Consider the following 12,479-nt stretch of genomic DNA (forward strand, 5'->3'; position numbering starts at 1 on the left):
GGATATAATCCCATGCTCCCAATGACTTATCTAACGAAACAATTACTTTCTTCTGCTCGTAGTTGTTTCCCACATATCTGTAAGCCAAGCGTCAAAGCCTTCGCCTTTATCACCTTCGTAAGTATCATAAATATCCGAACGCATCTTTTGTAGCTTTTCTTTAAACTCTTCGAATGTATGACCTTCTGGTAAGCTCTTCTTAATTCTTAGCAAAATCTTACGAAGATTTTTGAATAGCTCTCCCTTACTTTTCACTGGCATTTGTACATCTTCGCCCATTTTTTTCAGCGTGCGGAATGCAGCTTCACGAACTTGGGATACTTGATCGCCTGTCAGAACATGCTGTAAAACTTTAATTGTCTCATCGGAGTTCCACCCAGCCAATTCATTAACAGCATCCAAACGATCTTTCCAGTTTGCAGTACGATTAACTGCTTTCTTAAGTTCTTCAAAATTTTCTGGAAGCTCACCAACAGCTTCATGGTTTTTATTATTCAAAATTCAATCTCCTTAATCATCGCCGCAATGGCATAATGATAAATTACATACTATTAGTTTCTATTATAGCACGAACGCAACTATTCTACCCACACTTGTTGATTAGTTTTTGATCGACTCAGCTGCAGCATTTAAAGCTCCAATAACTTTATCACACCAGCTATCAAATTCAGGATCATCCGTCTGGTGCTCAGGATGAGCTAATATATATTCGATCGTTTGCTTAATTCCTTGATCTAGTCGCGTTGTTGCAACAAACTCAGGAACAAGTCTTTTCAGCTTCGAGTTATCAAAAACGACAGAATTGGCCTTATCGCCTAATAATCCACCACTAAACTCTTCATCGCATTCCGCCAAAAATGATGATGCAACGTGAACGCTATTTAGCTTCACCCCAAGAGCATCTGCAATAATTTCATATATTTGATTCCATGTGACCGTCTCATCCGAAGTAATCTGTACTGCTTCACCAATGGCATGAATATTACCCATTAATCCAATAAAGCCATTAGCAAAATCACTATTATGCGTCATCGTCCATAGCGAAGTACCGTCACCATGAATAATAACAGGCTTATTCTCAAGCATACGCTTCGCAACCTGCCATGATCCTTTTCTACCGTGTACACCAAGTGGAATCGAACGTTCATCATACGTATGACTTGGTCTAATAATCGTAATTGGGAATCCATTATCTCGATACTGCTTGACCAAATACTCCTCGCAAGCAATCTTATTGCGTGAGTATTCCCAGTAAGGATTCGATAATGGCGTGCCCTCCGTAATTCTATAATCAGATAGTGGAGTCTGATAAGCAGACGCCGAGCTAATAAATATAAACTGTTTTGTCTTACCGTTGAACAAGCGATAATCTCGTTCCAGCTGAGCTGGTTCAAATGCTATAAAGTCAGCAACAACATCAAACTCTAAATGTTCAATGAGCTTTGCTACTTGCACTTCATTATTAATATCTGCTTGAATGACATTGACACCTTCTGGTAGAGCATTGTTGCGATTACCTCGATTCAAGAGATATAGCTCATGTCCTTGCGCTAATAATTGCTCTGTAATTGCCGAGCTAATCGTACCTGTCCCTCCAATAAATAGTGCTTTCATCTATCCACCTCCAGAGTGTTTTCAACATAACATCATTGCTTTACTTCCCTCTTACGTTATCATGTATGCGTTACCAAGACAATATGTAAAACCTATCAATTACTTTTCGGCGAAAACTGATAGATTTAATCTAACCAATGAGCAGGAATCGTTAGCGCAGATGGCAATTGAGTTTCACTATCACCATTAGCGGAATTGACTTGTGCTTGCGTAAGAAAGATACTGCCTATAAGATTAGCTCCACTGAGATTAGCATCTCTTAAGTCTGCACCAATCAGATCTGTTTTTCTCATATCCGCTTGTCTAAGATCCGCTGCAATAAATAATACGCCTCTTAAATTAGCTCCTTTAAGACTAGCTCCTTTTAACTTTGCACCAATACAATCTCTTCCTCTAATAATTTTACTATGTTTACTATTTTGGGGACCTATTTTGACTTTGGCACGTACTAGTTCACTCGTTTGCAGCAGTAAGTCATTCACAAATGCTCTATGAGTTGGTACATGGAGTTCTAGCAGTGTTGTCGTATTGAGATTTGTAAGTTGTTCCGTTTCTACTATAGCCTTTTGTAATTGTTCATAAATAGGATGAGTATCCTCTAGACTAAGTGCTTCTGTTAAGTAATAAAGCATTTCATGCAGCTGTTGCATAACTGGTAAAACGTCGAACATTTCCTTCGCTAACTCTGGGTTATCTCGCCAGTTTTTTCCGTTATACGTCATTCGAGAAACTTTCTGACCTGCTCCAAAACATTCATATACTGTACAGCCCCGCAAGCCACTACTTCTTAATTTTTGGTGGATACCACAACGATAATCCGCTTGTAGATGATGACATGGCGTCCCTCCGTCTTTATTAAAAGCGAAGTCAGCAGATTTGGCATAAGGTAACGCCACACAGCATAAACCAAAGCATTGTTCACAATCTGCACGATATGGATTTGGGCTATTGACGTTATCTATTAATCGTTGAAACACAATATTGTACACATCCCTTTACTAGCATCTATCAAAATTAATATTACCATTTAAATGAAATGTTGGGATATTTGTTTTAACTATGACACTTGCTAGCTAAATATTACAAATGAAGAGATGATGTCTTGGTGCATCATCTCTTCATTTATACACATTACTTTTTACTTGAATAAGGTTATTCTAATCCCGCGATCCAAGGTGATAATCGCAAGCTTACATCACTAGTATTTATTACGGCTCCAACTGTAAACCCAGTGAGGTTTTGAGATCTAAAGTTAATTGGGAAAGCATCATTTACACTGCCTGTTCCAGTAACTCGACCACCGAGTGATGATCCATTGATCTGATTGTATACAGCTAGATAATATACACTATTATCTAATAGTGTTATAGGTGCAGTTAATGGCAAGATGAACAGACCTGGAGATATGGTCATTGATACCGTTGTCACAGCAATAACCGTAGCTGTTGTTGAGCCTACAGGCTGTAAGACTGCCATTTGAAAACTTCCCGTATTGCCGCCTAGTTGAGTAACAAAGGTTGCAAGTCTGCTAATCGTTGTGTCCTGCCCATTATATACAAGGGCTCCAATAGCTTGGTTGTTTCCTGAACCTGCGTTAAATGAAATTAACGTGTCTATGTCGCCTACATTTAACGTTTCAATATATGGCGTATCTTCTCCCGTTGCTCCTGTTGTCCCTGTTGCTCCCGTTGCTCCTGTTGCTCCTGTTGTCCCTGTTGCTCCTGTTGCTCCTGTTGCTCCTGTTGCTCCGGTTGCTCCTGTTGCTCCTGTTGCTCCGGTTGCTCCTGTTGCTCCTGTTGCTCCGGTTGCTCCTGTTGCTCCTGTTGCTCCGGTTGCTCCGGTTGCTCCTGTTGCTCCTGTTGCTCCGGTTGCTCCTGTTGCTCCCCCTGCGGCTCCCGTTTCTCCTACGGCTCCTGTTTCTCCTGTTGCTCCCGTTGCTCCTGTTGCTCCTGTTGCTCCTGTTGCTCCCGTTTCACCACTATCTCCTGTTGCTCCTGTTTCTCCTGTTGATCCCCCTGCAGGTCCTGTCGCTCCCGTTGTTCCCGTTGCTCCCGTTGCTCCTGTTGCTCCTGCTACTCCAGTTGCTCCTGTTGCTCCCGTTGCTCCTGTTGCTCCCGTTGCTCCTGTTGCTCCTGTTGCTCCGGTTGCTCCTGTTGCTCCTGCTACTCCAGTTGCTCCTGTTGCTCCCGTTGCTCCTGCTACTCCAGTTGCTCCTGTTGCTCCCGTTGCTCCGGTATTTCCTGTTGCTCCCGTTGCTCCGGTATTTCCTCTGTCACCTTTTTCTCCTTTATATCCACGTGGTCCTCGCTTACCTCTATATCCTCTTTTACAACATTTCTCACATACCTTATGATTCTGCTTACACCTATAATCCTTATTACAGCAGCCTCTGTCTCTTCTTAGAGATTCATTTCTTTTTTTATTGCATTTTTTGTATTTACTCTGTTTCTTCTTGCATGAACTACTACGATAACTGGACTTTTTCAATTGCAGACACCTAGAACACCTTCTCAAGCGAATCATATTTTTAGTTGAACAATTATTTTCAACATACAACACCTCCATGTACATATATATGAGGTTGTATTAAGGTTGGATTGGGTAGATACCACCATGAATTTCACTTTGGGTATGAATCCAACATATCTACATTGTTTCGATGACATCATAGATATCCTAATTACGGAAGACTTAACTCTTTCAAAATAGAGAAAAACAGGTTGTATCTAAGAGTCAATGACTCACGATTCCAACCTGTCTCAATTTAATTTTCCCGTATATTATTCGTACTTCCCTGTGTATTTAGGAGAAATAAGTTCAACACCTATTATCAGTCTTAGCGAAAATAATTTCAGGAACTATTTGTGCCCAGTATACAGATATTTTTGATTCTGCATTTGCTTCTTTTGAGCCTGGTTCATAAGCATCAATTAAGTTACCTGAATCCAACTGATCATTACTAAACATATAGTTGGCGTTTCCATAGAATAGAGATTCAATATATACTGATTCCTCTGTGTTGCTAGACTCTCTTACAGATGCCAGCCAAACATCGTTAGCCATCCATCAAGTATTAGAGGCTGCAATAGATGAAATAAATACGAACTATGGTTATCGTACGATACGCATATGTCCAGATACAGGGTTCTATCTGAATGATCGTCCTATCAAATTAAAAGGAACATGCAATCATCCTTCTGTCATTATGTATAGCTTGTTTAATGAGGAGCCACTACAAAGTACCCCGATTGTTCGTAAAATGTTCAAGCGTATGGCAAGCATTCGAAACAACCACTTATGGGCTCAGAAACGGTAAGTGCCTTCGCCACCCGCAACAATTATGAAAGCAATAATGAGATTTAGATTACGTTATCAAGCTTGATAACGTAAGGAAAACCAACCCCAACTAGTAAGCACCTTAATAAGTGCCACTATTGGGGCTCGTTCTATCTCAACTATTATCATATTATCATTTTGTATTTGCTATCACGCACTAACATAATTGCTTCCAGCAATATTTTTCGCTTTCTTTTTGAGTTTAGCAGCTGTGAGCGATATCTCAGTCAAATCAGTATATTGATCTGCATCAACATTGATTACCGCTATGGAAATGCTAATAAAGGGGAATTTTTTCAAGCGATGATCTCTATCTAATGAAACTATATAGTTTTTGGAGTAATCTTCTATTGAATAAAATTGTTTTTTCTCCTCTTCAAATATAGCAATGATTTTTTCACAGTACTCAGTTACAAAGGGCTGAGAAATAATTGTCACAAAGTCATCCCCACCGATATGACCAACAAATAGTTCTGGCAACATTATTGATGTGAGAGTTTTGCCAACCCACTTAATTACATCATCACCAAACTTAAAACCATAGGCATCATTATAAGCTTTAAAATAATCGATATCTGCATAAATAACCGAAAATGTCTGCTTATGTTCTAACTTGTAGCGAATATATTGTTCGATGCTTTCATTACCTGGAAGCCCTGACAACGGATTTTGTTGAATTGCATTTTTCAGTCTATACTCTGTCATGAAAGTTAACAACTCATACACTGGAATAACACCTATGAACTTACCTTCTTCTGTTACAAGAATATCATCATAAATATCCTCATACGACCTTGCCATCGCAACTCTCGATATTTCATCTACCTTCATTGAACAATCAGCGATTAAAACATTCGAATACATGACGTCTTTTAGCTTCTTTTTTAAATTTAATGACATGCCATACTGGGTTCCTAATAGGCCATACATGTCCACACTTCTAATAATACCGATTGCTATATCATTTTTTAATACTACATATGTACGCATGGATGATTTTTGCACTTTAATTTGATTTACCAAATCATCTAACTTCTCATTCTCATCTACTGTATGTCCTGGTTGTATATGAATTTCTTTCAAACTCGGAACATCATTCCAGTTTTCCAATTTTCGTACACTCCAATGTTAAATAGTTAATTAAATCCTTTATAATGGGTTCACTATTACTATGTGATTTTACGATTTTGTCGAATAATCTCAACAATATGTGAAGGGATTGCTGATGGATTTTGATGTGGTCTTGCTAATAGATAGCCTTGTGCATACTCTACTCCCATACGAACAAGCATAGCAAGTTCTTCCTCTAGCTCAATTCCTTCTGCTATTAAACCAATATTCATTTTTTTAGTAAACGTAATAAATGCTTCAAGTATACATTCTTTCATCCTATCCTGATGAATATTTTGGATAAGCGAGCGATCAAATTTAATATAATCAGGACAGAGCTGAGCAATTGTATTAAGCGAGGAATAACCTACTCCGGCATCATCTATTGCAATACGATAACCTTGATTACGATAATATGCTAAACATTGCCTTGCCTTAGTAAAGTCATCGATAGAACTCTGTTCCGTTATCTCGAATACTATATTATGAGGTTTATATCCACAACTATGTAGTGCCTCTAACGTTCTCAATGATATGAACTCAGAAGCATTAATCATTTGCGGGGATATATTGAGAAATAACAGTTGTTGCATGGAATCCAAACGAGCATTTAATATCGCTTTTTCCTGTGCTAGACGTTCAAGTGTATGCAATTCACCAAACTGATCGGCTATTGTAAATAACTGCAAAGGAGAATGAAGTATACTATGGACTGGTCCTCTTGTTAATGCTTCATAACCCATCACATTTCCTGAATCGAGCTCAATAATTGGCTGATATAATGTATGTATACTCTGATCATTCAGCACAGTTAACAATTCATGCTCCAATTCACTATACTGTTGCGTTTCACTTATTACATGTTTCAATGACTTTCCCATGTAGTAATCATCCTATCAAATCTTAGATTTATGATTCTAATAATTTCATTCTAACATTCGATATAACGAAACAGATTAATTGGGTGTAAAATATATGTAAAAACAGTAAAAATAAGCTGTCTCCGACTATATCGAAAATAGCTTATCTACTTCACCTAAGAGTAGTATGCGAAATAACAGTTACATCATGTTACATTGTGAGTTTAAGGTATTTTCACTAACACTTCGTAGACAGTATTTGGCTTAATATTTCTAATCATGCTATCTGCAATATAATGACCATTCACATAAGTTTCCATTAATCGCAGTCCCGCTTCTCGCTTCATAACAATATGTAGCGTTGCGCATCTAAATTCTCGTTTGACTGTAACCTCGTTCCATTCTGTTGGTAGCTGAGGCTTAATCTGTATGCCTTCACTAGTGCCTTTAATACCGAATAAACCATCAATTAGACAGCGATACATCCAAGGAACTGTGCCTGTATTGAACAGCTGACTCGAACGTCCTGCCGTACGAGGGATTTGTCTATATGCTCCGCGATAATAGTTAGGTATAAATACCGGTAGCTGACCTCGCTGTACAATATCCTCTAGTGTCGGTCCTGGTAGCATTTTTCTAAGCAAACGATAAGCATTTTCTTTCTCACCTACAGCATAAAGCCCGTAAATATAGAATGCCGCAGCATGATTGTATACAGCACCATTTTCTGCGGAACCGGGATGTTTTTGAGTTACTCTACCTACATCCTCTCGCATGGCTGTATAAGAAGGAGCCAGCTTTTCAACGCCATATGGTGTTTCTAATTGCTCCTTAACCGCTCTAATTAACTTCTCTTGCTGCTCAATATTAGCAGCACCGCTCAATAGTGCCCACCCTTGTGGATTGATAAAAATCCTGCCTTCACTATCAGTGCTAATCCCGAAAACAACATTGTCATCTGTTATGCCTCTTGCATACCAATTGCCATCCCATAAATAGGTATTAATAATATCATTCGTTTCTTGCGCTGCCTGATGATAGTTATTGCTAATTTGGTTTTGACCACTATTTTCACATATATTAGCCCAAACCATACATGCATAAGCTGTAGCAATGGTCAGCCATCCAGAAACACCTTTGCCTTTATAACCAACCATATTCATAGGATCACACCAATCACCTTGATTGATATAATTCAGTCCTCGACTATCTCGATCATGGATTAACCATTGCATCGCTCGATCTATATGTTCAAATATTGATGCTAGTTCCTCACTATCTGCAAATGGTACTTGTTCATCCAATATTGCATAATCATTCGTTTCATCTAAATAAGTACTTAAGCAAATAGGTAACCACACACAATGATCAGTGTGAGGGACTTGATTAATATATTTCAACTCGGCATCCTGATGTAGAATAATACCATCTGGCATGGCACCACTTACTTTTTGTTGGCTCAATGCCAGTAGAAAAGCTTCTCTAGCTATTTGAGGTTTTATATAACTCATCCCCATATGATCCTGGAGGAAGTTACGGGTTTGTGGATCTGTCGTGAGACGATTCGTTATTCCGTGATAATAGATTTGGCGGGGCAACCAGTGATTAACAAAGTTATCTAGATCAGAATCAGGAGTTTCAATCTCAATGCACCCTTTACCTTCTCTAATGTACGCATCATATTCTCGCCTAGCTAATTCGAAACCATCTTCATTATCCGAGTTTTTATCTATAAAATAAGCTTTTCGAATTTGTGCAATTTGTTCGTCATTGTTAGCTGGTCCAAAGATAAATCGATATGATTGCTCTTCTTCTTGAAGCAGATTTATTCGATATTGAAGGACAGCTACTGGCGTTTCGTATCGTGCATCTCCTTTTCCCAGTTCTTCATTACTAATTGCAGAAGGCATTGAAATTCCACCTTCTCCATCAAATGCTTCATGATTAACTTCCCATGCAGAAGGTTTCTGGTCAGCTAGTAAAAAGGTTTTATCGTTAAATTCTTTTATTTTGTCATATTCATGATATTTTTGATAAGGAGTAACTGATGAACATACAATTCCTTGTAAATTTTCATTGTATTCTCCAGATTGATTCATCCACGACATGTAACCGACAGTAAAATAAGGGTAAATGCTTATCTTACGTTGCCGCTGTGAAAGGTTCTTTACCTTCACTTGCCAAAGCTCCATAGCATCTGCTTTAGGCAAACTTAAGCTCATTTCTATTAATATTCCATTACATTCAACGTTCCACACGATGTCGCTCTTACCAACAGCAAAAGAAAAGTTATCTGCTGGCTTGCGTACAGGTTCGTATGGAGCAGAGAAAACTTCTCCACTTTCCTCATCCTTCACATATAGAAAGCGACCAGGATGATGAGCATAGTAAGGCTGCTCAGGTTGCATAAACGATTTGGCTTCCAAATTGGGAGCATGGGAGTATTTTGCGGGTTCTGGTTGCATGAACTGGGTTACAGCATATCCGCGACAATTCATATGAATCATCATTTTCTCATTCCATAAAAACCCTGATGCCTTAGGTAGAAGAGTTGCACTTTTCAATTCATAGTATTCGTTATTTTTTGTTGCATGGATCAATATGATCACCCTTTTCCACTAATCTTATAAATCTTTCCGGCTCTTGTCTCTATATTCACTTGGTGTTAGTCCGGTATACTTTTTGAAAATTTGTCCGAAATACTTTACGTCCTCGTATCCAACTCTATTGGCTACTTCGCTGACTTTGGCAGGTGAGGTTGCTAGAATTTCAGCAGCTCGCCCAACCTTCTTACCAGTAACGTAATCGACAAATTTCATACCCGTTTCCTTTTTGAAGATTTCGCTGAGATGATTCGGATGAAGATGTACAAACTCAGCTACCTGTTGCAATCTCAAATCCTTTCCAATTTGCTCCTCAATATAGACGATTGCTTTTTGGATATGTGCAGTCTTTCCTTCTGCATAATAATGATGATAAAGTTTCATAATCATATGCAGATGTTGAAACAGAGTATCACTAGGGTTACGATCAAGCTTATATTGCAGGGATGGCAAACTCACTTCCTGTGATCCCTTCCGACCAATGGCCGAAAGTACTCGATCAATCCATCGATGTGCTGCTATAACAACCGACTGAATAGCACTCTCAAGTGATTGAGGTGTAACCTCTGGGTCATCAAGCAGATGATTAATATAGCTTTGCACCCATAGTTTCAGTGCTATAGGATCATCTTCAAGAAGTTGTAATGATAGCTCCATCTCCTCTTCATAGGAACAAACGGTCGTTCCACCTTTTCGATGCTTAATATCTTCATACTCCCATTGATTTTGCTCTAGCAGCGATTGATATGATTTGGCTGTTACCGCTGTCAAGTATGATTCATGCCATTGACTAGGATAATCAACCTGCTGACCAGCAACAACCGTTAGCTGACATTTCAGTAAACGACTGATCTTCTCAAAGATCACTCGACGCATCTGCTTCTCGCTCTCTAATTTACCCATTGATATAGCGACAATTACATTATCTTTATATACGAAACTTATGCAAGGAATTAGATCCGCAACCATATTATCAACGCCGAATAAAAGTAACTCCTGTTCCAAAGCAGATTGCCCCCAGCCCTCGGCCGATATAACGATGATTTGCCAACCTTGATGACATTGTTCTAACGTAGAAGAACTTTTCTCAAATAGAATTCCGACCTCTTGCTGTAACTGCTCCCCATCAATAATGTAGCGTTTTAAGAGACGATAGCGATCCTCTCTATGTTTCATATGATCCTTACTTTGGGTAACTCGACGCTCCTCTACCCGTTGCTTTGCCTTTAACACGGTTCGAATAATATCCTCCGGTCGACTCGTCTTTAGCAGATAATCGCTAACTTGTTGACGAATTGCCTGCTGTGTATACATAAAATCATCGTATCCCGTCAATATAATAATCTCAAGATTAGGAAATATCTCTTTCACTTCCTCTGATAGTTCCAATCCCGTCTTACCGCTCATTCGAATATCCGTCATTAAAATATCTGGTCGTTCTTCTTCAATCCGCTCAAGAACCTCTTCAGCAGACGAAGCGAGAGGCAGTAAGGTTAGACCAAGGTCTCCCCACTTTATTACTTTTTCTAACCCTGTACGAATAATTACCTCATCATCCACGATCATAATTTTCATAAGAGCGTAAAGGACACTCGTGACTTCAGTCGTGAGAGGAATTGACGCAGTCTCCATCATCGACACTGCCATCGAATCCTTTCCTCCCTTCAAAGTATTTTTAATTATTTTCTACAATCGAATAAAAAAACTATAGCCGCGAACGTATGTTTGGTATAATGGGAATATGACTAACTTCTTATGCTGTGAACCGGAGTCCTTACCCTGATCATACGAGGTGATTCTAAACATGAATAAGCTGACGCTTACCGCCAAAATCAAGATCATGCCCACAACTGAGCAAGCGGAGCAACTGCTTCAGACCGTACGCGCTTATCGTGACGCTTGTAACGATGTCTCTCAGCTTGTGTTCGAGTCCAAAAGGATGTCTACGATTTTCTTGCATAAGCAACACTATCGTCATCTGCGCCAGACCTATTTGCTTCGCTCTCAGATGGCGCAATCTGTCCTCAAGACCGTTGTTGCTCGTTATAAGTCACTAAACAGTAGCCATCATCCCTGGACACGAGTTCAGTTTAAAAAGTCCGAATATGATCTCGTCTGGCATCGTGACTATTCGCTAAGTCAGCAGATGTTCTCGATCAATACATTAACAGGTCGGATCAAGGTTCCCTATGCCCGGAAAGGGATGGATATCTACTTCGATGGCTCTTGGATGTTCGGTACCGCCAAACTTGTGATTCGACGTGGGAAGTTCTTCTTGCATATCCCAATGACAAAAGCATCGGAAGAAGTTTCAACAGTAAGCATCCATCAAGTCGTTGGCGTGGATCTGGGCATCAATTTCACCGCTACCAGCTATGATACCGATGGACAGTGTACTTTCTATAACGGAAGAGTGGCGAAGAATAAGCGGTCACGGTACAAACAGTTACGTAAAGCCTTGCAGCAAGTGGGTACGCCTTCTGCACGAAGTAAACTGAAACGAATCGGAGATCGAGAACACCGCTGGATGATGGATCATAATCATCAGATTTCTAAGGCACTCGTTCACCGCTATGGTTCAGGCACATTGTTTGTCCTAGAAGACTTAACTGGTATTCGTGGGTCCACAGAAACCGTCCGACTTCGCCATCGATATGAAATGGTATCGTGGTCCTTTTACCAGTTAAGGCAGATGATGACCTACAAAGCTGCGTGCCAAGGTTCGCAGGTCATTGCGGTTGATCCCCGGTATACTTCGCAGACCTGCCCGAAGTGCGAGCATAAAGAGCGGGCCAACCGAGACAAGAAGGGGCATCGCTTTACCTGCAAGGCATGCAGCTATCGATCGAATGATGATCGTATCGCTGCGATGAATCTTCAGCGTATTGGAATGAAGTACATCGCTGAAGTGATTGTGTAGGTATACCTATGCCATCGGGCAGCTGTCGACCTGCCT

11 protein-coding genes are annotated in these 12,479 nt (G+C 39.8%); 2 read left to right on the forward strand and 9 right to left on the reverse strand.

Going from position 1 to position 12,479, the window contains the following annotated elements; all coding sequences use genetic code 11:
- Window positions 1–42 precede the first annotated feature (42 nt).
- From AC1TPB_RS04440 to AC1TPB_RS04460, 5 genes are all read right to left on the reverse strand, one after another.
- Window positions 43–501, reverse strand: coding sequence for a HEAT repeat domain-containing protein (locus tag AC1TPB_RS04440; RefSeq protein WP_482075456.1), 459 nt, complete (start codon window positions 499–501; stop codon window positions 43–45).
- A gap of 99 nt (window positions 502–600) precedes the next feature.
- The gene (locus tag AC1TPB_RS04445; RefSeq protein ID WP_482075374.1) at window positions 601–1,614 is read right to left on the reverse strand and encodes an SDR family oxidoreductase; all 1,014 of its coding nucleotides are present in this window, start codon (window positions 1,612–1,614) and stop codon (window positions 601–603) included.
- A gap of 125 nt (window positions 1,615–1,739) precedes the next feature.
- Window positions 1,740–2,591 carry a pentapeptide repeat-containing protein gene (locus tag AC1TPB_RS04450; RefSeq protein ID WP_482075375.1) on the reverse strand — a complete coding sequence of 284 codons (852 nt, stop codon included), beginning with the start codon at window positions 2,589–2,591 and terminating at the stop codon, window positions 1,740–1,742.
- A 175-nt stretch (window positions 2,592–2,766) separates the two neighbouring features.
- A complete protein-coding gene (locus AC1TPB_RS04455) occupies window positions 2,767–4,101 on the reverse strand; it encodes a hypothetical protein (RefSeq protein ID WP_482075376.1) in 1,335 nt (444 codons plus the stop codon).
- A 330-nt stretch (window positions 4,102–4,431) separates the two neighbouring features.
- Entirely contained in the window at window positions 4,432–4,581 is a 150-nt protein-coding gene (locus tag AC1TPB_RS04460) for a hypothetical protein (protein ID WP_482075377.1), read from the reverse strand.
- A 49-nt stretch (window positions 4,582–4,630) separates the two neighbouring features.
- On the opposite strand from AC1TPB_RS04460, the gene AC1TPB_RS04465 reads away from it, so the two are divergent.
- Window positions 4,631–4,930, forward strand: a complete 300-nt coding sequence (locus AC1TPB_RS04465) for a hypothetical protein (RefSeq protein WP_482075378.1) — start codon at window positions 4,631–4,633, stop codon at window positions 4,928–4,930.
- Window positions 4,931–5,100: 170 nt separating this feature from the next.
- Here the strand turns inward: AC1TPB_RS04465 and AC1TPB_RS04470 are convergent, their stop codons facing one another.
- The 4 genes from AC1TPB_RS04470 to AC1TPB_RS04485 all read right to left on the reverse strand — a co-directional run bounded on the left by AC1TPB_RS04470 (window position 5,101) and on the right by AC1TPB_RS04485 (window position 11,170).
- Entirely contained in the window at window positions 5,101–6,060 is a 960-nt protein-coding gene (locus AC1TPB_RS04470; protein WP_482075379.1) for a GGDEF domain-containing protein, read from the reverse strand.
- Window positions 6,061–6,119: 59 nt separating this feature from the next.
- Window positions 6,120–6,941 carry an EAL domain-containing protein gene (locus tag AC1TPB_RS04475; RefSeq protein WP_482075380.1) on the reverse strand — a complete coding sequence of 274 codons (822 nt, stop codon included), beginning with the start codon at window positions 6,939–6,941 and terminating at the stop codon, window positions 6,120–6,122.
- Window positions 6,942–7,144: 203 nt separating this feature from the next.
- Window positions 7,145–9,520 carry a GH36-type glycosyl hydrolase domain-containing protein gene (locus tag AC1TPB_RS04480; RefSeq protein WP_482075381.1) on the reverse strand — a complete coding sequence of 792 codons (2,376 nt, stop codon included), beginning with the start codon at window positions 9,518–9,520 and terminating at the stop codon, window positions 7,145–7,147.
- Between the two features lie 24 nt (window positions 9,521–9,544).
- Window positions 9,545–11,170: a response regulator transcription factor gene (locus AC1TPB_RS04485; protein WP_482075382.1), complete on the reverse strand. Its 1,626-nt coding sequence runs from the start codon at window positions 11,168–11,170 to the stop codon at window positions 9,545–9,547.
- Between the two features lie 157 nt (window positions 11,171–11,327).
- Between AC1TPB_RS04485 and AC1TPB_RS04490 the strand changes: the two genes are divergently transcribed.
- Window positions 11,328–12,443 (forward strand): RNA-guided endonuclease InsQ/TnpB family protein, encoded by a 1,116-nt coding sequence (locus AC1TPB_RS04490; protein ID WP_482075383.1) that lies wholly within the window; start codon window positions 11,328–11,330, stop codon window positions 12,441–12,443.
- The last annotated feature ends 36 nt before the right edge of the window (window positions 12,444–12,479 follow it).

The organism is Paenibacillus sp. Y951, assembly GCF_056786395.1.

What these genes read in the sequence shown, in the direction of transcription:
- AC1TPB_RS04445 (WP_482075374.1), bottom strand. Translation starts at nt 1,614, where the DNA reads ATGAAAGCACTATTTATTGGAGGGACAGGTACGATTAGCTCGGCAATT.
- AC1TPB_RS04460 (WP_482075377.1), bottom strand. Translation starts at nt 4,581, where the DNA reads ATGTTTAGTAATGATCAGTTGGATTCAGGTAACTTAATTGATGCTTAT.
- AC1TPB_RS04475 (WP_482075380.1), bottom strand. Translation starts at nt 6,941, where the DNA reads ATGGGAAAGTCATTGAAACATGTAATAAGTGAAACGCAACAGTATAGT.
- AC1TPB_RS04485 (WP_482075382.1), bottom strand. Translation starts at nt 11,170, where the DNA reads ATGGCAGTGTCGATGATGGAGACTGCGTCAATTCCTCTCACGACTGAA.
- AC1TPB_RS04490 (WP_482075383.1), top strand. Translation starts at nt 11,328, where the DNA reads ATGAATAAGCTGACGCTTACCGCCAAAATCAAGATCATGCCCACAACT.